The sequence below is a fragment of the Amycolatopsis sp. 2-15 genome (assembly GCF_030285625.1).
Taxonomy (GTDB): domain Bacteria; phylum Actinomycetota; class Actinomycetes; order Mycobacteriales; family Pseudonocardiaceae; genus Amycolatopsis; species Amycolatopsis carbonis.
This window is the reverse complement of sequence record NZ_CP127294.1, coordinates 1,897,390-1,916,585: the sequence shown is the minus strand read 5'-3', so window position 1 is coordinate 1,916,585 and position 19,196 is coordinate 1,897,390. Positions and strand designations below refer to the sequence as shown.

The following is a 19,196-nucleotide window of genomic DNA, read 5'->3' as shown; positions in this document are numbered from 1 at the left end:
GTGCCGTTGTGGCTCCCTCCAAAGTCACGGCGCCACCCCCGCGGTGTCGAGGGCCTCGTCGAGCAGCGCCGGCACGTCGTGCTCCAGCGCCGCGGCGTAGGCGCTGGTGAGTTCTCCAGTCAGGAACTGCGACCACGCGGCCTCGACGATCGCGGCGAGCTTGAACAGCGCGAGGCACTGGTAGTAGCGGATCTGCGGGAGGTCGCAGCCGACGGCGTGCTCGTAGCGCTGGAGCAGGTGCTCGCGCGGGGGCGCGCCGGGCGCCCGGGAGACGCCCTGGATCGCGGGCATCGCGCGGCCGCGCCCACCCCACAACGCGAGCAGCAGCCCCAGGTCGAGCAGGGGATCGCCGATCGTGGCCATCTCCCAGTCGATCACGGCCTTCAGGCGCGGCTCGTGCGCGGAGAACAGGCAGTTGTCGAGGTGGAAGTCGCCGTGCAGCAGCGCGGGCTCACTCGGCTCCGGCTTGTTCCGCTCCAGCCACTCGGCGATCTTCGGCATCGCCGGCAGCGGCCGGCGCGCGATGCCTTCCCACTGCCGGTACCAGCGCTCGACCTGCCGGTCGAGGAACCGCTCGGGCCGCCCGAACCCGGTGAGCCCGGCGGCTTGCCAGTCGAGGGTGTGGACGGCGGCGAGCGCGTCGACGACCTCGTCGGCCACCGTTTCGGCGGCCGCCGCCGGGTAGGGGAGCGTGTCCGTGATCGACACCGAATCGGCCACGTGCTCCATCACCAGGAACGGCGCCAGTGGCACTTCGCCGTCTTCGCACAGCGCCACGGGCTTCGGCGCCGGGACCTTCGTCGGGGCCAGCGCGGTCAGCAGCCGGTGCTCCCGCGCGACGCTGTGCGCGGACGCCGACAACGCGTGGTCGGGCGGGCGGCGCAGGACGTAACCGGTGCCGCCGCCGATCAGCAGGCACGTCTCGTTGGAGTTGCCGCCGGTCAGCCGCCGCAGCTCCCACGGCCCGGGGTCGTCCAGGTGCGCGGTGAGCCAGCCGGCCAGCGACCGGTCCAGCAGCCACGTACTCACTGGGCCGCCGAGAACTCTTCGAGCCGGTCGCGGAACTTCTCCAGCGCCGCGGCCCGCCGCGTCGGGATGTGCTCCGTGGGCACCTTCGCCGGCTGGCACTGCTTGAGCAACCGGCGCGCGACGGTCACGCGGTGCACCTCGTCGGGCCCGTCGTAGATGCGCGCCGCGCGGGCCCAGCGGTACATCTGCTCCAGCGGCATGTCCGTGGAGAATCCGAGCGAGCCGTGGACCTGGATGGCGCGGTCGATCACGTCGTGCAGCACGGTGGCGCCGTGGTATTTGATCATCGCGATCTCGGTGCGCGCGGCCTGCGCGCCGACCTGGTCGATCTTCCACGCCGTCTGCAGCGTCAGCAGCCGCGCGGACTCGATCTGCGCGGCGCTGTCGGCGACCCAGTTCTGCACCGTCTGCTTGTCCGCGAGTGGTCCGCCGTGCACGTCGATGCTCACCGCGCGTTCGCACAGCATGTCGAACGCCCGCCGGCACACGCCCACCCACCGCATGCAGTGGTGGATCCGCCCGGGCCCGAGCCGCTTCTGCGCCAACGCGAACGCCTCACCGCGCTCGCCCAGCAGGTTCTCCTTCGGCACGCGGACGCCTTCGTACCCGACCTCGCAGTGCGACCAGATGGCGTTCTTGTGGTCCGGGTCGTTCATCAACCCGATCTCCCGCGTCGTGATCCCGCGCGCGGAAGTCGGGACGATCAGCATCGACATGCGGTGGTGCGGATCGGCGTCGGGCTCCGTCACGGCCATCACGATGTGGAAATCCGCCCGCGACGCGTTGCCGACGAACCACTTCGCACCGTCGAGCACCCATTCGTCACCCTCGAGCCGCGCCGCGGTGGTGAACTGCCGCGGGTCGGACCCGGTGCCCTGCTCCGTCATGGAGAACGCGGAGAGCAGCTCGCCGTCGAGCAACGGCCGCATCCAGCGTGCCTTCTGCTCGTCGGTGCCCGCGATCGCCAGCAGCTCGGCGTTGCCGGAATCCGGTGCCTGGCACCCGAACACGTAGGACGCGAATTCGGTGGTCCCGAGGATCTCGTGCAGCAGCCCGAGCTTCACCTGGCCGTAGCCCTGCCCGCCGAGTTCGGGCCCGAGGTGCGCGGCCCACAGGCTGTGGTCCTTCACCGCCTGCTGCAACGGCTTCGCGATCCGCCGGAACCCCGCGTGGTCGAGGTCCAGCACCTCGAGCGGATAGATCTCGGCGCGCACGAACTCCCGCGCCCAGTCCAGCTTCGCCGCGAACTCCGGTTCCGTGGAGAAGTCCCAGGTCATCTGCCGCCCTTCCGGTTCGCCGTACGCCCCTCACGCTAGGAAGGGCGCGCCGGGCGGACCAGGTGCGCGGCGGCGGGCTTTTGTGGATTTCCACAGTCACCGAGCGACCGGCGTCACCCGGCGGAGGCGGGTACCCGACCGTGGAGTGCCTCGTCCCGGTGACCGGGACATCGCGACCCTGAAGTCGGCGGCCATGATCCCCGCACAACTTCGCCCGTCGTCCGGCTTGAACACCGTCGCCGCCGCGCTCCTCGACCTCCGGTCCGGCCGGCCGGTGATCGTCGTCGACGACGAGGACCGCGAAATCGAGGGCGACCTCATCATGGCGGCCCAACACGCCACTCCCCAGGCCCTCGCGTTCTACCTGCGCCACACCAGCGGCCTGATCTGCGCGCCGATGACTCCGGAGATCGCCGACCGGCTGCAGCTGCCGCCGATGGTGCAGGTCAACGAAGACCCCGCGGGCACGGCCTACACCGTGTCGGTCGACGCCGCCGCCGGCATCGAGTCCGGCATCCGCGGCCGACCGCGCACACCCTGCGCCTGCTCGCCGCCGTCGCCACCCGGCACGGCAAGCCGTGGACCCCCGCCGACTGGGCCGCGATCCAGGGCAAGAGCACCGCGCGCTGGGCCGCGCACCTGGCTTCGCGCTGACTGGGCGCGATCCCGCGACGAACCTGTTGGTCGCTGATCTGCGCTGTGCATCAGCGCGGTGGGTGACCGTCGCTGCCGAGCTGAGCCGGTTACGGAGGTTCGGCAGCTTCCACACCGAAACCAGACCGGCCGACGGTTGACCCGGAGTTATCCACACCCGGCCCCTCGAACCCGAGTTGTCCACAGATTTCTCGCTTGCCGTTTTCCGGCCCCTGACCTCGGTAAACTGGAACAGGGCAGCCCCCAGGGAGGGCGGGGGTCTGTCCCCGCGAGGCGAGGGCCGGCCCGGCGCACCGGGACCGGCACGCGGTCGGCTCAGCGGGTCGGGCAGCTTCCGTGCCAACCCGACCACCACCAGAGTCACCGCTGCGCGCGACTCCGCGACGCTCGCGCTGGCCCACCACCACGCCGCCGACGCGTTCACCGCCGCGAAGACCGTCGACCAGCTGCTGCGGCCGGCGAATCCGGGCCGGTAGTCGGCCTCGGCGCTCAGTCGGTGACGAACCACTGGCCGCCGCGGTACTCCAGGGTGGCGTCGCCGATGTCGCTGTCGCTGAACTTGACGCTGGCCCGGATGGCGGTGGCCGGGATTTCGACCTTTGTCGAGCTCGTTTCGGTAACCCGGCCGTGGTCAACGGTGGCGCCGCGGAGTGCTGCCTTTTGCTGCGCGGAGATCATCTGGAACGTGATCGGGAACGTCTGCTCGCACGGGCCCCAACCCTCGTCTTCGGCCTTTTTGGCGGCCGGGCCTGCGATTTCGCAGGCCGTGGCGAGATCTTCCTGGCCGACGGCGTGCAGGAAAGCCTCGTAGCGCGTGATCGCGCCCGCAGTGGACTTCTCCGAACCGGACTGGGTCGAACTGGCCTGAGTCGAGGTCGACGCCGTCGAGGTCGACGGCGTCGAGGTGGCCGGCTGCGTCGAAGTCGACGGCGGCGCGGACGAGGCGGCCGTGGACGGTGGCATCGGGTTGGTCGGCGAAGCCGGTGCTGCCGACCCGCCGACGCTGCTCGCACATCCGGCGATCAGCAGGGCAGCACCCGTGGTCAGGACGACCAGCGCACGAACGGACATGGAGCACCTTTCCCCTCAGTGAGAACCATCGGAGAGTAAGCGACAACCGACGGCCGGTGGGGCGAAACCGGAAACCCGCTCGAATCATCACTCCCAGGCGGGTTTCACCGTGAGATCTTCGGCAATACAGCCTCCTGACCAGGAAATAGTGACACATTCGTGTGAACTGGCACATCGCGCTCATCCGCTCGGTTATGGTGCGGCGGTCGGAGCAGTGGACCTTGGGGGAAGGCAGACGCACATGCGACGAGCTCTGGTCATCGTGGCGTGTTTGGGGACAGCGATCACGGTCGCCGGCTGCGGCGGCACGAACGACGGCACCGCTTCGGCGCCGTCGGGATCGACACCGGCCGCGCAGCACCCGACGTCCACCGAGCCCGCGGCCAAGACCGCCGATCCACCGACCGCGTTCGACGCCGGCGCCGGCGTCGGCCTGCCCGCCGAGGCACTGCGCGCCAACGTGGCCGGCCACGTCGTGTCGAAGTTCATGACCTTGCGCGACCGCACCGGCTACATCATCACGCCGACCGCGCTCAACGCGGTGGACGTGCTGACCGATCGGCCGAAATGGACCGTCGCGGTCGCCGGCAAACCCGGCGACCCGTACAACCAGAGCACACCGTTCGTGAACGAGACCGGACCGCGCCCGCCCGCGGTCGGCGACAAGCTCGCGGTCGGCGCCGTTCCGGTCCTCATGCCGGAACAAGGCACCACACCGTCCTACATCACGCTGTCGGTGGTCGCCGCGGACAAGGAAACCGGCACCAAGGCCTGGCAGGCGGACCTCAAGGTGTCCGACGACCAGTACGCCGACGCCGGCAACGCCGTCACTCAGGTCGTCGCCGTCACCGACAAGGCCGTCGTCGCGAGCTACAGCCAGGACGAGGACCACGTGACGGCCGCGCTCGACCCGGCCACCGGCAAGACCTTGTGGCAGCGCAAGGACTACGTGGCCGGCAGCCTCCACGGCGACGTCCTCGTCGGCACCGACTTCAACGTGCCCGAGAACTCCTCGATGACCCAGGCCACCGCGCTCGACCTGACCACCGGACAGCAGAAGTGGATCGGGGCGCGCGAGTCCTACGGGCTCACGATGGTGCAGGCGGATCCGGCGCTCGTCGTGGCCAACCGCACCGACTACGGCTCCGGGCAGTCCTACCTGCTGTTCCTCGACCCCGCCACCGGCGCCGAGAAGGCCAAGATCGAAGGCGCGCACGGCTTTGGTTCGCAGGCCTACGGCGATTGCCTCTACGACCAGCAGTCCGTGCTGACGTGCGAGGAAGACGGCGTGCTCACCGGCTACGACGCCAAGACCGCCGCCAAGCTGTGGAGCCTGCCAGACCAGGCCGCCAACCGCGTCGCGCCGAGCGTCACCGTCGCCTGGCACGGCGCGCTGTACGGCAAAACCCAAGGTGGCCAGCCGATCGTGCTGGACGCGAAGACCGGCAAGGACCTGTCCACCGACAACGTCGGCGCGGCGCCCGTCCTGGTCAGCGCGTACGCCGGGGTAGGCGTCGACGACGACGGTAATGCCAAGGCGTACCCGGTCAAGAAGTGATCGGTCCGGCCCCTGCGGTGGGCTGGTCCTCAGGGGACAGCTGCAGCAGTTCCCTTGCCAGAGCGTCGTTCTGGCGGAACATGATCGCGTTCGTCCGAGGGCGGGTGAACGCTCCCGGCGAGCGGATGCTCGTGTGCACACCCATGGCGAAGCGGCGCGGGTGCGCGGTGCCGGCGGCGTCGAGCAGGCGGGAGTCCGTGATTCGCGTGGCGATGCGGCCCGAGGGCTGATCGTCGCCGAGGGCGTCGGGGACGGTTTCCTCGGTCAGGGTCCCGGCATCGCGCATCTGCCGGAGCAACGTGTCGAACACGCGCGGCACGCTCGCTTCCGGCAGCCGCGCCTCGATCAACGTCCGGGCGCGCACCACGTCGGGAAAGCTCGAACTCGACACGGCGAATTCGCCGGTGCTTTCGTCCGCCGTCACCAGCAGATCCGCGCCCAGGAAAGAAACCAGGCCGGCGTCCGCCAGAGCCAGCAATTCCTCCAGCCGACGCGGCGGCGGCCCACTCGCGTAGAACGAAAAGAAGCCGTGGAACCACCCGTCCATATCGGCGACCTGCGACGCCGCCGAAAGCCGGCCGGTCATCAGCAACGCCGGCAGCTGTCCGACCACCGACAACAGGGCCATGAACGCCCCGAGATCCGCACTGAACCGCTGGTTCGCGCGGCGCGCGAGGTCGGCTTCCACGTACTCCCGGACGGCCTTCCCGAGTTCCTCCGCGGACTCGAAACGCTCGCCGCCAAACGGCCGGTCCAGCCGTTCCAGATCAAGCCGATCCTCTTCGGCGGGAACCGCGGAAACAACCAGAGATTCCATTTCGGACGTTCCCCAGCCCAGATCCGCGAACCGGTCCGCGAAAACCGCGAAATCCATCACCACCAGGTCCGGGTGTCCCGTGAAGAGCTCCGTGTAATACGCCCACGCCAGCTCCTTCGCGATCAACGGCCACACGTCGGCGCGAAAATCGATCGGGCCCGGCCGCGCGCACAGCGCTTCGATCGCATACGAATCGAAGAACCTGGGCAGCTGCAACGGTTTCCCGCGCAACCGGTACCCCGTCTTCGCGTGGTACGGCACCCCGCGCCGCGAGCCGACGTGCAGCACGGGCTCCGCACCGCTCGGGTGGTAGCGCAGGCCGCCACCGGGCAGGTCCTCGAAGCGGCCGCCGCGGCCCTCCGTGAGCAGGAGCATGAGGTCGACGAACGCGAGCCCGAAGCCGCGCACCAGCACCGGCTCGCCGGCCGGCACGCCGGAGTAGTCGACGTCGGCGGTGTAACCCGCCGGGTAGTACGCCAGGTCGCGCCGCTCGGCGAAGGCCGCCAACGCGTTCTCGCCCTGGTCCGGCGTCGCGTCGAGGTGGCCGACGGTCAGGAGCACGGCGTCGGCCGTCAGCTCGGAGCCATCGTCCAGGCGTACGCGCTGCGGCGGCCCGTCGTCGATCGCGATGGCCGAGCTCGCGTGCTCCACCACCTCGATCCCCGGCGGCAGCTCGGCCAGCACCTTCTCGTAGAACCACCTCAAGTACAGGCTCTGCAGCCGCCGCGTCGGGAAGTCGGTGCCGGCGAGCGCGTCGAACTCCGCGCGCAGGTCGTCGGGCACGGGAAAGGACAAGGAGCCCGAACGCACCTCGCGCGCCCATTCGATGAGGGACGGCCCGGGCGCGACCGGTCCCGCCATGCGCACCGAGTCGTCCGTGTACATCGTGACGTCCTCAGGCATGGAGTTCATGCGCAGCAACGGCGACTGCTCGTAGCGCCACACGCGGCCCGGCCCCACGGGGAACGGGTCGATCAGGTGCACCACGAAGCGCCGGTCGCCGAGCAGTTCGGGTGCGTTGGCGGAGAGCCGCTCCAGGACGCCGACCCCGCGAGGTCCGGCGCCCACGACGGCCAGCGTGAACGTCGGGTGATCGGCCACGGACTCGAAGCTACGCCGTGGGGCAGCCACGAAGTGGCGCTCCCACAGTGCGGACACCAGTGCAGGTGCACTACGCAGCCCGGCATCCGGACGAGTGTGGCGCAGGCCACATCACGCTACCCTCGTGATCTTGACGGTGCCCGGCGCTATGGTCTGGACACTCGGAGAACTGTCCGTGACCCGTTGGATACCGGCGAAAGAACCTAGAGATTCACCAACAGTCACGAGACACTGACCTTGGCGACTCACGTTTTGTGATTGGCTCGTGACCACGAGGTCCTAAGGTCACCGCCTGATCACCGTGCGGCACCGTCCGCACACGAATGTCGGGGAGAAGCACGCATGACGGCAGCACCGGGACGGGTGACGTTCCGCGAGGTCTTCGGGGTCGCCGAGTTCCGCGCGATGTGGTTCGGCGAGCTGCTGTCGATCGCCGGCGACCAGCTGGCCCGCGTCGCGCTGTCCGTGCTGGTCTACGCCACCACACAATCGGCCACGCTCACCGGCCTCACCTACGCGCTGACGTTCTTCCCCTCCCTGCTCGGCGGCATCTTCCTCACCGGCATCGCCGACCGCTTCTCCCGGCGCACGGTGATGGTGGCGGTCGACTCCGTGCGGGCCGCGCTGATCCTGCTGGTGGCCATCCCCGGGCTGCCGTTCTGGGTCCTGTGCGTGCTCGTCGGCTGTGTCTCGCTGCTGAACCCACCGTTCAAGGCGTCACAGCTGGCTCTCCTGCCGCAGGTGCTCGAAGGCGACCGGTTCGTGGTCGGCATGGGCATCCGCAGCATGACGGTTCAGTCGGCGCAGCTGCTCGGCTTCGCCGGCGGTGGCGCGCTGCTGCTGGCGCTCGACCCGCGTGTGGCGCTGGTCCTCGACGCCGGCACGTTCGTGCTGTCGGCCCTCTTCATCCGCTTCGGCGTGAAGGCGCGCCCGGCGGCCGCGACAGGGGAGAAGCGCAAGCCGTTCCTCGCGTCGCTGAGCGCGGGCGGCAAGGTCGGCTTCGCGACCTCGGCGCTGCGTTCCCTGATGCTGTTCACCTGGCTGGCCGGCCTGATGCCCGTCTACGAGGGCATCGCGGCGCCGTACGTCGCGTCGTCCGGCGGTGGCCCCGAGGTGATCGGCCTGCTGCTGGCCGCCGACCCGGTGGGCAGCGTGATCTTCACCTTCATCTACACGCGCTGGGTGCCCGCCGAGGTGCGGCCGAAGCTGATCGGGCCGATGACGGCGCTCGCCGCGATCCCGCTCCTGCTCTGCTTCCTGCAGCCGGGGCCGGTCGCGTCGATCATCCTGTTCGTGATCTCAGGCGGGTTCGGCACGATCGCGTTGCTGCAGGCCACGGCCTCGCTGACCGTCGCGGTGCCGGACGAGACCCGGGCACAGACGATGGGCCTGTCCAACACGGGCCTGACGACCACGATGGGCATAGTTCCCCTGATCGGCGGAGTGCTCGCCGACCACCTGACCGCCCAGACGACTGTCGGAATCTTCGGGTTTGTCGGACTCTTGATTACGATTCCGCTAACGATCATGTGGCAGCGGACGTTCTCCGGCCGGACGAGCGAGGGTGCGGCGAAGGAAGCCACACGCGCCGAGCATGCGTGACATGCTCCGCGCGTGGGCTCTGACCTGCGCGACCTTTCGGTGCTGCTACGCGGTCACTGGTCCTTGCTGCGCATAGCTGGTCACCCTTCATCCGGCGTGTTCGGGAAAAAGGTACACACCTAAGGCCCTTGTGGACAGGCGGCAAACGGCCCGAAACTGTGCGTGAGGAGATTGTCACCGGACATTCGCGCAAGGGTTTGGGGGAAAAATGGTCACATCGGGGGAACGGTCTGGGCAGGGCGCGGTCGCTGCGATCAAGGGGTGGGCGCTGTGGTCGCGGCCGCGCCGGTGGATCGCCGTCACGCTCACGAGCATGGTCGTCGCCGTGATCCTGGCGGTCGTGTGCAGCCTGCTGGTCCCGGTCACTGCGGGTCAGCTGGAGCTGTTCGCGCTGATCAGCGGCCTGGCCGTGGCCCAGACCGAGATCACCCGGCAGATCGAGCGCCAGCGCCGGATGCTCAGCCGGGGCCCGCACATCAACGTGACCTCCGTGTGGCTGCTGCCCGCCGCGCTGCTGGTTCCGCCGCAGCTCGTGGCCGCGCTGGCCGTTCTGCTCTACGTCTACCTCGCGTTCCGCAGCTGGAACGGCACCCGTCCGGGCGAAGCCCACCGCGTCGCGGCGAACGCGACGACGATGATCCTTTCCGGTTTCGGCGCCGCGCTCGCCGGTCACCTCGCGGGAAGCCACGGTGTGACGATGGTCGCAGCCGCCGCGCTCGGCTACTTCGCCGTGAACACCGCGCTGACCGGCCTCGGCCTCTACCTCGCCGACCCGGCGAACGCGACCCCCTCGTCCTGCCTCGGCACCATGGACGACAACCTCCTCGAGACGTCGATCCTGTGCGTCGGCGGCCTGCTGACCATGGTGCTCACCAACGAGCCGCTGCTTTCGGTGCTGGTGATCCTGCCCCTGTACGTGCTGCAGCGCTCGGTGCTGATCAAGCGCCTCGAAGACCTCGCGACCACGGATCAGAAGACGCAGCTGCTCAACGCCACCACCTGGCAGGACGGCGCGCAGCGCGAGGTCTCCCGCGCCGAGCGCGAAAACGGCAGCTTCGGCGCGCTGATGATCGACCTTGACCACTTCAAGTCGATCAACGACACCTTCGGCCACCTCGCGGGCGACGACGTGCTCAAGGCCGTCGCCGCCGTCGTCAAGCAGGAGACGCGCGCCCACGACCTGGTCGGCCGCTTCGGCGGCGAGGAGTTCGTGGCGCTGCTGCCCTCGACGTCGAAGGAAGACGCGATCGTCACGGCGGAGCGCATCCGCCAGCGCATCAGCGAGCTCGTGATCCAGACGCGCACCAACGAAGGCGAGGCCGTCGCGATCTCCGAACGCACGGCGTCGATCGGCGTCGCGTCGTTCCCCATGGACGGCACGAGCGTCGATGAAGTCATGGCCTCCGCCGACGCCGCCGTGTACGCGGCCAAGCACGGCGGCCGCAACCGGGTGATCGGCGCGGTTTCCTCGCCGGTCCGGGAGCTCGCGGCCGTCGCATAGGTTCCGCGCGGGGTCCGGCCGGCTTCCTCCCCCGAGCTTCGGCCGGACCCAGCGCAGCCGTTCGATCACATCCGCCGCCTGGGTCTGCAGCCTCAGCACCCCACCGACGGTGAACTCCGTGAGCAGGTCCGCCAACGCGTCCGGGGCCCGCGGTCACCTTCCGCCCGCACCACCCTCCCGCGCTGCTCCGCCGCGGGCCACCTCCGCGGCCTCCCACGCCGCGCGGGGCTCGACATCAACGGAGGTGGCGAACGAAGGCCTGCCAAGCCGAAGCGGGATAGCTGTGACCAGGCAGCGCCGGCGCCTTCGAGTCACGCACGAGAACGGTGGCGCGATCGAGTGCGACCTCGACACAGGCGCCTTCCTTGTCGCTGTAGCTACTCTTGCGCCACCTGATCTCCGCCACGTTCTTCGATCTCCTCCGCAAGCCGGGTAGCCAGCGCGGCGGAATCGGCCGCGTTGAGTGCGACCTTGCGGATCCCCTCGATAGCCGCGCGGTACTGCCGCACATCGTAGTCATCGGCTACGAAGGCACCCGAGCTCAAATGCTCGAAGTAGACCACCGGTCGCGAGTCGCGGATGTTGTAGAGGATGAACCGCCCGGCGAGACCCGGGTGCCAGCCGATGCCCGAGGGCACCACTCGGATGGTGATCGTCGGCCGCGCGGACAAACTCGCGAGCGAGCGCAGTTGCCCGGCCATGGTGGCCGCAGTGCCGAGTGTGTCCCGCAGAGCGGCTTCGCCAACGAGCGCCTCGAACGGCAGCGGATCGGTGCCGACAATAAGCTTCCGCCGTTCCAGCCGCACCGCAATGCGCCGCTCGACCTCGGCGGCCGCCAGCCCGGTCGACTCGAGCAGCGCCCGCGTGTAGTCAGCGGTCTGGAGGAGTCCCGGAATGCCGAGCGGCGACCACTCGACCATTTCCTTCGCGGCTTGCTCACAGGCCACCAGGCAATGCAACTGGTTCGGCGTTCCGGAGCGGCCGTAGGCGATCCACCCTTCTTCGGCGGATCCGTGAGCCAAGTTGAGAATCCGCTGCTTCTCATCACCGACAACCCCGAGCGCTCCCAGCACCCCGGACACATCTTCGGCCGTCGGCACCCGCGACCCCAGCTCCCAATGCACCACGAACGACGGGTTCACCCCGATCCGCCGGGCCAGCTCACGAACGCCGTAATGCGCACCGAGCCGCGCCGCACGAAGGGACGCACCCAGGGTGCGGACCCGCGGCGTGAGCATGGCGGTGGTTTTCATGCGCCGAACGTAAAGTGTCCACAACTGGGGACACTTACGTTCACGCCGGAGATCACCCGAAGGAACGCCGCGAACTCAGGGCGGGGGAACCTTGAGCGACCTCGACGACCTCGCAACCACCATCACAACCGGGCTGACAGCTATCAGCCTTGGATTCCGCAACCGCGACTTTACAGAGCTACCTGGCGAGCTTGGGGCGGTCCACCATCCCAGAGTCTCCGCAGGTCAATCACTACATGCGAAACGAACGGGCCCTACCCGGATGACGCGAAGGCCCCCACCCGGCTTCATGGTGGGGGCCTTCTGCTGCCGTGCTTACTTCAGCCCTGTCGCTTCGCCCGCAGCCGGGTCCGAGTCGTTGAGGAAGGTCTTCACGCGGTCGTACTCGTCGGTTTCGCCGATACGCCCCGCGGCGATGCCGAGGGTGGCCAGCGCGCGGAGGAAGCCCTGGTTCGGGCGGTGCGACCACGGCACCGGGCCGAAGCCCTTCCAGCCGGCGCGGCGGAGCTGGTCGAGGCCGCGGTGGTAGCCGGTGCGGGCGTAGGCGTAGGCCGCGACGGTCTCGCCGTCGGCGAGGGCCTTCTCGGCGAGGGCGGCCCACGCAGCGCTGAATTCGGGGTGTTCGGCGGCGACGGCCGTCGGGTCGGTGCCCGCGTCCAGGGCGGCCTGGGCGGCGGTGTGCTCGGGCAGCAACGTCGGCTCGGGGCCAAGCAGGTTGTGCGTCATACCGACATTCTGCCTACGTCCGCGCGGACTCAGAGGAACAGGCTCGTCAGCACGCCTCCGCCGGCCAGCACGAGGGCGGCGACGACCACTGCGGCGACAACGCGTTTCGGCATCATGGCGCGACACCATGCCGTGCAAAAGGTCGTGGAGGCAAATCCGCCACCCGTAGGGGTGAACCCTGGTTTTCGAGCGGTTTGGCACCTTCCGCACCACCGCCGCCCGCGCGCCGGGAATGATGACGGCCATGACGCAGGTAGACGTGATCCCGCGGAGCCCGGTCGGGAAGACCCGGCTGTTCTTCCAGCGGCACTGGCACCGCGGGGCGGCCGGACAGCCGACGCCCGCGTGGGTGCTGCGGTTCTGCTACGGGATGTGGCTGGCGGCGTTCGGGTTGAAGCTGCTGGGCTCGTCGTGGGACATGTCGTGGCACTTCATGTGGCTGCGCGACGACCTGGCGCCCCCGCACCTGATCAACACCGTCGGCACGGTGATCATCATCGTGCTCGTCGCGATCCACAGCTACACGGGCCTGGGCTGCGACAAATCGTCGCTGCGGCTGATGCAGACGGGCCTCGTGGTGTTCCTCGTCGCGGCGCCGCTGGACGTGATCAACCACCGCGTGAACGGCCTCGACCTCACCGCGTGGAGCCCGTCGCACATGATGCTGTACCTCGGCACGGGCATCATGCAGGCGGGCGTCCTGCTCGGCTGGGTGCGCCTCGCGCCGCCGGGGCGCTTCCGGACCGGTGTGCTGCTGGCGCTGTGGGCGTTCTTCCTGGAGAACACGTTCTTCCCCAACGGCCAGCAGGAGTACGGCATCCTCGGCCTGCGCGCGTGGGAGCGAGGGGCGCCGGAGGCGGAGCCGTCGCTGCTGAGCTTTGCCGCGAACCAGATCGGCCACCCCGTGGACCGGACGGCGATCTTGCACTTCACGATGCCGATCCCGGAATGGGTCTACCCGCTGTGGGGCATCGCGGTGATGGCGCTGATCCTGGCGCTGGCGCGGCACACGTTGGGCTTCCGATGGGCGGGACTGTCCGTGGCCGGTGCTTATGTGGCTTATCGGTGCGTGATGTGGCCGTTGCTGCTGGGACTGGGTTTCCCGGTGTCGACGGTGCCGTTCTACCTGCTGGCCGTCGGGTTGGCGGTGGATCTCGCCTTCGCGATCGGCGCTGGTCATCGCGTCGCGACGGCCGCGATCGGGGCACTGCTGGTGACGGCGTTCGGCTACGGGGCGCTGTGGGTGCAGTCGCAGTTCCGCGTGTGGTTCCTCGGTGACGCGCACACGGAGTCGGCGCCGCCGGTGGCGTACTGGACGGTGGCGGTGGCTTTGGTGGGCGTCTTCGTGTTGTGGGCGGGTGCCGGGCCGGTCACGCGCCGCTGGACCGCGCGGCGGAAGGTGACTCCCGACAACCTGGTCGCCTAGTCAGAGCAAGAAGCGGCCCTTCCCCCGAAGACACCCAGGGGAAGGGCCATTTCACGTGTCACCAACCTCAGACCACGAGGACTTACTTGACCTTCGTCCCCGCCGAGCCCAGGGCCTGGCAAGCCTCGACCACGCGAGCCGCCATACCGCCCTCGGCGGCCTTCAGGTACGAGCGCGGGTCGTAGACCTTCTTGTTGCCCACCTCGCCGTCGATCTTCAGGACGCCGTCGTAGTTCTTGAAGAAGTGGTCGACGATCGGGCGCGTGAAGGCGTACTGCGTGTCGGTGTCCACGTTCATCTTGACGACGCCGTAGGTCACCGCCTCGCGGATCTCCTCGGGGAGCGAGCCCGAGCCGCCGTGGAAGACGAGTTCGAAGGGCTTGGCGCCGGCGTCGAGGCCGAGCTTCTTGGCCGCCGCTTCCTGGCCGCCCTTGAGCACGTCGGGGCGGAGCTTGACGTTGCCCGGCTTGTAGACGCCGTGGACGTTGCCGAAGGTCGCGGCCAGCAGGTAGCGGCCGTTCTCGCCCGAGCCGAGGGCGTCGATGGTCTTCAGGAAGTCGCCTTCGGCGGTGTAGAGCTTCTCGTTGATGTCGTGCGCGACGCCGTCTTCCTCGCCGCCGACGACGCCGATCTCGACCTCGAGGATGATCTTCGCGGCGGCCGTCTTGGCGAGCAGCTCCTGCGCGATCTGCAGGTTCTCGTCGAGGTCGATCGCGGAGCCGTCCCACATGTGGGACTGGAAAAGCGGGTTCTGGCCGCTCTTCACGCGCTCGGCCGAGATCTCGATCAGCGGGCGGACGAAGCCGTCGAGCTTGTCCTTCGGGCAGTGGTCGGTGTGGAGCGCGACGTTCACGTCGTACTTCGCGGCCACGACCTGCGCGAACTCGGCCAGCGCGGTCGCGCCGGTGACCATGTCCTTCACCTTCTGCCCGGACGCGAACTCCGCGCCGCCGGTGGAGAACTGGATGATCCCGTCGCTCTCCGCCTCGGCGAAGCCGCGGATCGCGGCGTTCACGGTTTCCGACGAGGTCACGTTGATGGCCGGGTAGGCGAACTCGTTCGCCTTGGCCCGGTCGAGCATCTCCGCGTAGACCTCGGGGGTGGCGATGGGCATCGTTTCCTCCTCGGAACTGACTGGCTTCTCAGCCGCATCGTACGAGGTGGACCGGCCGCGTGGGCCGGTCCACCTCATTAGGGACGCCTATGGACATCCTCACGTGGAACGATTCAGAACAACTCGGCCGCGAGCGCCCGGTATGCCGGGAACGGGTCCTCGTTCAGGACCTGGATGTTCACGTGGTCGGCGCCCGCGTCGAGGTGCGCGCGCACGCCCGCGGCGATGGCCGGGGCGTCGCCGTGCAGGACCAGGGCGTCGACGAGGCGGTCGCTGCCCTCGCCGGCGAGGTCTTCCTCGGTGAAGCCGAGCTTGCGCAGGTTGGCCGTGTAGTTGGACAGCTGCAGGTAGAACTGCACGGTCTTGCGGCCGAGCGCCCGCGCGCGCTCCGGGTCGGTGTCGAACACCACCTTGTGCTCGGGGGCGAGCAGCGGACCCGCGCCGAGGATCTCGCGGGCGGAGCGCGTGTGCTCCGGGATGGTCAGGTACGGGTGCGCGCCGGCCGTGCGGTCGCCCGCCAGCTTCAGCACCTTCGGGCCCAGCGCGGCCAGCGCCCGGGACGCCTGGGGGACGCCCGCCTTGTCGAGGCCGTCGAGATATTCAACGAGGGCGGCGTAGGGCTTCTTGTACTCCTGCGTCGCCTCCGGGTGACCCGCGCCGACGCCGAGAAGGAACCGGCCCGGGTGCTTCGCCTCGATGCGGTGGAACGCCTTCGCGATGGACTCCGGGGTGTCGGCCCAGATGTTGACGATGCCGGTCGCGACGGCGAGGTGGTCGGTCGCGCCGAGCAGCTCGTCGACGATCGCCAGGTCACCGCCCGGCGAACCGCCCAGCCACACCGCGCCGTAGCCGAGCTTCTCCACCTCCGCCGCGAACTCGCCGTTCGTCTGCGTGGCGCTGCGCCAAATGCCGATCCTGCCCAGTTCGATAGCCATAACCCATCCAACACCCATCGCCCGGCGGATTCTTCCGGGTCTCGGTTGTAGTTTCGTGGCATGACCAAGCTCGGCAACTCGGACCTCGACGTGTACGGCCTCAACCTCGGCTGCAACGTCTTCAACTTCACCGCGGACGAAGCGACGTCCCACGCGGTCCTCGACGCCTACGCTTCAGCCGGCGGCAACTTCCTCGACATCGCGGACGTGTACGGCGGTGGCGGCGGTTCGGAGACGATCATCGGCAACTGGCTGACCAAGCGCGGCCGCCGCGACGACATCGTGGTCGCCACGAAGGTCGGCGCGTGGGACCAGCGCCCGGGCCTGTCGGCGGCCAACATCACGGCCGCCGCCGAGGATTCGTTGCGGCGCCTGCAAACCGACCACATCGACCTGTACTACGCACACAAGGACGACCAGGACACGCCACTCGAGGAGACGCTGTCGGCGTTCGACGCCCTCGTGCGCGCGGGCAAGGTGCGCTACATCGCGGCTTCGAACTACTCGGCGGAGCGGCTGACCGAGGCACTGTCCATTTCGGACCGAGAAGGCTTCGCGCGCTACGTGGCCCTGCAGCCGCACTACAACCTGGTGGAGCGGGGCTACGAGACCGACCTCGCGCCGACGGTTTCGCGCGAGGGGCTTTCGACGTTGCCGTATTTCGCTCTGGCGATGGGGTTCTTGACGGGGAAGTACCGTTCGGCTGATGAGCTGGGCGACTCCCCTCGTGCTCCGCGCGCGGTGAAGTACCTCGACGACCGCGGCGAGCGCGTGCTGGCGGCCCTGGACTCGATCGCCTCCGCGCACGGCGCGTCCGTCGCCTCGGTGGCGCTGGCCTGGCTGCGCGTGCAGCCGACGGTCGCCGCGCCCATCGCGAGCGCGCGCACGCCGGAGCAGCTGACGGATCTCGTGGCGTCGGTGGCGCTGGAGCTGACGGGTGCCGAGGTCGAGGCGCTGAACAAGGCGTCGAACTAGAACGCGCTGATGTTCTGAGCCCGTTCGCGGCGGGTCAGGGTGCTGACGACCGCGCCCTGACCGTGCCGGCGGACGGCGAGCCGGGACAGCAGCGCGAGGACCGGCGTGAACGCCGCGTCGGGGAAGTCCGGCGCCGGCCGGTTCACGCTCGCGGCGAGGTCGGCGGAGTGGACGACGAGCTCCAGCAGTCGGGTGTGCAGGAAGTCGTTGCGGCGCAACGACCAGCCCTGCCACGGAATGTCCACCCGCTCCGCCGCCGCACCGCGCAAGAGCCGGGCCACCACGGCGAGGTCGGCGTCGTACCGCGCGAGCATCCAGTCGAAGCCACGAGCGGCCTCGGCGTCGTCGGTGGTGCGGTCGTTGGCCGCGTCGGCGAGCGATGTCGACGTGACCCAGGCGGCACGCGCGTAGTGCTCGTCGACCGCGGTGAGCACCGGCAGGGTCGACGGGACCGCGAGCAGCTCGGCCGCGCGCGTCACCTGGCGCGCGAGGTGGCAGGCCAGTGCACCCACCGAAAGCTCCGGCAACGCGCTGGATTCGGCCCAGCGCTCGCGTACGACTTCGAGCCGCAACAGCGTCGAACAGACGGCCGCTGCGTCGAGAAACGGCTGGTCGAGATCGCCCACAGACGCACCATCCATGCCCGTAGCCAACCATCCACCGCAACCTACCGACAAGTAGCTTACCCCGGGTAGGTTGCGGTACCGTCCCCTCCACAAGCGGAAACGCACGCCAAGGAGGGCACCAGTGGTCAAGAACCCAGTGGTCAAGAACGTGGACGGCAAGGTCGTGCTGATCACCGGGGCCGCGCGGGGCATCGGGGCCGGGCTGGCGGAGCGGCTGGCCGCGCGCGGGGCCAAGGTCGCGCTGGTCGGCCTGGAGGCGGACGAGCAGGCGAAGGTCGCCGAGAAGATCGGGCCGAACGCCAAGGCGTGGGAAGCCGACGTGACCAGCTGGGACGACCTCGAAGCGGCCACCCAGGGTGTCGTGGCGCACTTCGGCGGGATCGACATCGTCGTCGCCAACGCCGGCATCGCCACGGCCGGCTTCGTGCGGAGCGTGGACCGCAAGGCGTTCGAGAAGGTCATCGAGGTCGACCTGCTCGGCGTGTGGCGCACCTTCCGCGTGACGTTGCCGCACGTGATCGAGCGGCGCGGTTACCTGCTGGCGATCTCGTCGCTGGCCGCGATCACACACGCGCCCGGCATGGCGAACTACGCGGCGGCGAAGGCGGGCGTCGAGGCGTTCTCCAACAGCCTGCGCGCCGAGGTGGCGCACCTAGGCGTGAAGGTCGGCGTCGCGCACCCCACCTGGATCCGCACGGACCTGGTCGAAAGCGCCGACGCGCACCCGGTGTTCGGGAAGCTGCGGGCGTCGATGCCGGGGCTGATCGGGAAGACGTACCCGCTCGACGTGGCGCTCGACGACCTCGAAGCGGGCATCCTCAAGCGCGCGCGGACGATCCACGTGCCACGCTGGGTCGGCGGCCTCAAGCTGCTGCGCGCGTTCCTGCCGCCGATCATCGAGCTCGGCGCGCGGGCCCGCGTGCCGGCGGCGGACAAGGCAGCGCTGGACGACATCGAGCAGCGCGGCGCGTACGAGTCGGCGGTGACCGGCCACGGCGGTCGGGCTGCGACCAAAGCCGAATAGGAGCGCGCATGTCCCGTCGCGACCAGATCCGCATGACGCCCGAGGAGATCAGGGTCTACCTCGACGAGCAGAAGGTCATCAACGTGGCCACGGTCGGGCCGAACAACCGGCCTCACCTGGCGCCGCTGTGGTACTTCCCGCACGAGGACGGCGTCGCGACGTGGACGTACGGCAGCTCGCAGAAGGCGAAGAACCTGCGCCGCCTGCCGGAGGCCACCGTACTCATCGAGAGCGGTGACTCCTACGAGAAGCTGCGCGGCATCTCACTCGAGTCCGACGTGCAGATCGTCGAGGACACCGATGAGGTCACCCGCATGGGCATCACGCTCATGCAGCGCTACGCGGGCGCCAAACCGGGCGACGCGGTGCCCGCAGAGCTCAGCGAGTTCATCGGCCGCCAGGCCCCGAAGCGCATCGGCCTGATCTTCCACCCGACGAAGATCGTCTCGTGGGACCACACAAAGCTCGGTGGAACGTACTAACGGGTAGCAGGTACTTTCAAGTAAC

The 19,196-nt window shown here is 69.3% G+C and carries 18 protein-coding genes; 8 read left to right on the top strand and 10 right to left on the bottom strand.

All coding sequences use genetic code 11. The features are described 5' to 3' along the window. Nucleotides 1-24 precede the first annotated feature (24 nt). Both QRX50_RS09475 and QRX50_RS09470 read right to left on the bottom strand, forming a co-directional pair. Nucleotides 25-1,029, bottom strand: a complete 1,005-nt coding sequence (locus tag QRX50_RS09475; RefSeq protein WP_285971576.1) for a phosphotransferase family protein — start codon at nt 1,027-1,029, stop codon at nt 25-27. After that, complete coding sequence (locus QRX50_RS09470) at nt 1,026-2,306, bottom strand: acyl-CoA dehydrogenase family protein (RefSeq protein ID WP_285971575.1); 1,281 nt, start codon at nt 2,304-2,306, stop codon at nt 1,026-1,028. The genes QRX50_RS09475 and QRX50_RS09470 overlap by 4 nt, the downstream gene beginning before the upstream one ends. Nucleotides 2,307-2,451: 145 nt before the next feature. On the opposite strand from QRX50_RS09470, the gene QRX50_RS09465 reads away from it, so the two are divergent. After that, nucleotides 2,452-2,997: a 3,4-dihydroxy-2-butanone-4-phosphate synthase gene (locus QRX50_RS09465; protein WP_285971574.1), complete on the top strand. Its 546-nt coding sequence runs from the start codon at nt 2,452-2,454 to the stop codon at nt 2,995-2,997. 452 nt (nt 2,998-3,449) lie between these two features. On the opposite strand, the gene QRX50_RS09460 is transcribed toward QRX50_RS09465, so the two are convergent. Further along, a complete protein-coding gene (locus QRX50_RS09460) occupies nt 3,450-4,031 on the bottom strand; it encodes a hypothetical protein (protein WP_285971573.1) in 582 nt (193 codons plus the stop codon). A gap of 271 nt (nt 4,032-4,302) precedes the next feature. On the opposite strand from QRX50_RS09460, the gene QRX50_RS09455 reads away from it, so the two are divergent. Further along, complete coding sequence (locus tag QRX50_RS09455) at nt 4,303-5,589, top strand: outer membrane protein assembly factor BamB family protein (RefSeq protein WP_285971572.1); 1,287 nt, start codon at nt 4,303-4,305, stop codon at nt 5,587-5,589. On the opposite strand, the gene QRX50_RS09450 is transcribed toward QRX50_RS09455, so the two are convergent. Beyond that, nucleotides 5,579-7,507: an FAD/NAD(P)-binding protein gene (locus QRX50_RS09450; protein ID WP_285971571.1), complete on the bottom strand. Its 1,929-nt coding sequence runs from the start codon at nt 7,505-7,507 to the stop codon at nt 5,579-5,581. The genes QRX50_RS09455 and QRX50_RS09450 overlap by 11 nt on opposite strands. 342 nt (nt 7,508-7,849) lie before the next feature. Here QRX50_RS09450 and QRX50_RS09445 point away from each other — a divergent pair, with 342 nt between their 5' ends. Together QRX50_RS09445 and QRX50_RS09440 are read left to right on the top strand one after the other, a co-directional pair. Then, nucleotides 7,850-9,109, top strand: coding sequence for an MFS transporter (locus QRX50_RS09445; protein WP_285971570.1), 1,260 nt, complete (start codon nt 7,850-7,852; stop codon nt 9,107-9,109). Between the two features lie 208 nt (nt 9,110-9,317). Then, a complete protein-coding gene (locus tag QRX50_RS09440; RefSeq protein WP_285971569.1) occupies nt 9,318-10,610 on the top strand; it encodes a sensor domain-containing diguanylate cyclase in 1,293 nt (430 codons plus the stop codon). 235 nt (nt 10,611-10,845) lie between these two features. Here QRX50_RS09440 and QRX50_RS09430 read toward each other — a convergent pair whose 3' ends face one another. From QRX50_RS09430 to QRX50_RS09420, 3 genes are all read right to left on the bottom strand, one after another. Then, the gene (locus QRX50_RS09430; protein ID WP_285971568.1) at nt 10,846-11,016 is read right to left on the bottom strand and encodes a DUF397 domain-containing protein; all 171 of its coding nucleotides are present in this window, start codon (nt 11,014-11,016) and stop codon (nt 10,846-10,848) included. After that, entirely contained in the window at nt 10,988-11,863 is an 876-nt protein-coding gene (locus QRX50_RS09425; RefSeq protein ID WP_285971567.1) for a helix-turn-helix domain-containing protein, read from the bottom strand. The genes QRX50_RS09430 and QRX50_RS09425 overlap by 29 nt, the downstream gene beginning before the upstream one ends. 315 nt (nt 11,864-12,178) lie before the next feature. Then, a complete protein-coding gene (locus tag QRX50_RS09420; protein ID WP_285971566.1) occupies nt 12,179-12,589 on the bottom strand; it encodes a DUF3151 domain-containing protein in 411 nt (136 codons plus the stop codon). A gap of 235 nt (nt 12,590-12,824) precedes the next feature. Between QRX50_RS09420 and QRX50_RS09415 the strand changes: the two genes are divergently transcribed. Then, nucleotides 12,825-14,015, top strand: a complete 1,191-nt coding sequence (locus tag QRX50_RS09415) for a hypothetical protein (RefSeq protein WP_434533331.1) — start codon at nt 12,825-12,827, stop codon at nt 14,013-14,015. A gap of 82 nt (nt 14,016-14,097) precedes the next feature. Here QRX50_RS09415 and fbaA read toward each other — a convergent pair whose 3' ends face one another. Together fbaA and QRX50_RS09405 are read right to left on the bottom strand one after the other, a co-directional pair. Continuing rightward, on the bottom strand, nt 14,098-15,129 hold the full coding sequence (gene fbaA / locus QRX50_RS09410) for a class II fructose-bisphosphate aldolase (protein ID WP_285971564.1): 1,032 nt from the start codon (nt 15,127-15,129) through the stop codon (nt 14,098-14,100). A gap of 113 nt (nt 15,130-15,242) precedes the next feature. Continuing rightward, a complete protein-coding gene (locus tag QRX50_RS09405) occupies nt 15,243-16,064 on the bottom strand; it encodes an LLM class F420-dependent oxidoreductase (RefSeq protein ID WP_285971563.1) in 822 nt (273 codons plus the stop codon). 60 nt (nt 16,065-16,124) lie between these two features. Here QRX50_RS09405 and QRX50_RS09400 point away from each other — a divergent pair, with 60 nt between their 5' ends. Then, nucleotides 16,125-17,039: an aldo/keto reductase gene (locus QRX50_RS09400; RefSeq protein ID WP_285971562.1), complete on the top strand. Its 915-nt coding sequence runs from the start codon at nt 16,125-16,127 to the stop codon at nt 17,037-17,039. Here QRX50_RS09400 and QRX50_RS09395 read toward each other — a convergent pair. After that, entirely contained in the window at nt 17,036-17,665 is a 630-nt protein-coding gene (locus tag QRX50_RS09395; protein ID WP_285971561.1) for a maleylpyruvate isomerase N-terminal domain-containing protein, read from the bottom strand. The two genes, QRX50_RS09400 and QRX50_RS09395, sit on opposite strands and share 4 nt — an antisense overlap. Nucleotides 17,666-17,801: 136 nt before the next feature. On the opposite strand from QRX50_RS09395, the gene QRX50_RS09390 reads away from it, so the two are divergent. Both QRX50_RS09390 and QRX50_RS09385 read left to right on the top strand, forming a co-directional pair. Beyond that, nucleotides 17,802-18,689, top strand: a complete 888-nt coding sequence (locus tag QRX50_RS09390) for an SDR family oxidoreductase (protein ID WP_285974409.1) — start codon at nt 17,802-17,804, stop codon at nt 18,687-18,689. An 8-nt stretch (nt 18,690-18,697) separates the two neighbouring features. After that, nucleotides 18,698-19,171, top strand: a complete 474-nt coding sequence (locus QRX50_RS09385) for a pyridoxamine 5'-phosphate oxidase family protein (RefSeq protein ID WP_285971560.1) — start codon at nt 18,698-18,700, stop codon at nt 19,169-19,171. Nucleotides 19,172-19,196 lie beyond the last annotated feature (25 nt).

Bases quoted from the DNA above. Each gene is read 5' to 3' on its own strand.
- QRX50_RS09470 (WP_285971575.1), bottom strand. From the start codon at position 2,306: ATGACCTGGGACTTCTCCACGGAACCGGAGTTCGCGGCGAAGCTGGAC.
- QRX50_RS09460 (WP_285971573.1), bottom strand. From the start codon at position 4,031: ATGTCCGTTCGTGCGCTGGTCGTCCTGACCACGGGTGCTGCCCTGCTG.
- QRX50_RS09445 (WP_285971570.1), top strand. From the start codon at position 7,850: ATGACGGCAGCACCGGGACGGGTGACGTTCCGCGAGGTCTTCGGGGTC.
- QRX50_RS09440 (WP_285971569.1), top strand. From the start codon at position 9,318: ATGGTCACATCGGGGGAACGGTCTGGGCAGGGCGCGGTCGCTGCGATC.
- QRX50_RS09425 (WP_285971567.1), bottom strand. From the start codon at position 11,863: ATGAAAACCACCGCCATGCTCACGCCGCGGGTCCGCACCCTGGGTGCG.
- QRX50_RS09420 (WP_285971566.1), bottom strand. From the start codon at position 12,589: ATGACGCACAACCTGCTTGGCCCCGAGCCGACGTTGCTGCCCGAGCAC.
- QRX50_RS09415 (WP_434533331.1), top strand. From the start codon at position 12,825: ATGACGGCCATGACGCAGGTAGACGTGATCCCGCGGAGCCCGGTCGGG.
- fbaA (WP_285971564.1), bottom strand. From the start codon at position 15,129: ATGCCCATCGCCACCCCCGAGGTCTACGCGGAGATGCTCGACCGGGCC.
- QRX50_RS09405 (WP_285971563.1), bottom strand. From the start codon at position 16,064: ATGGCTATCGAACTGGGCAGGATCGGCATTTGGCGCAGCGCCACGCAG.
- QRX50_RS09400 (WP_285971562.1), top strand. From the start codon at position 16,125: ATGACCAAGCTCGGCAACTCGGACCTCGACGTGTACGGCCTCAACCTC.
- QRX50_RS09385 (WP_285971560.1), top strand. From the start codon at position 18,698: ATGTCCCGTCGCGACCAGATCCGCATGACGCCCGAGGAGATCAGGGTC.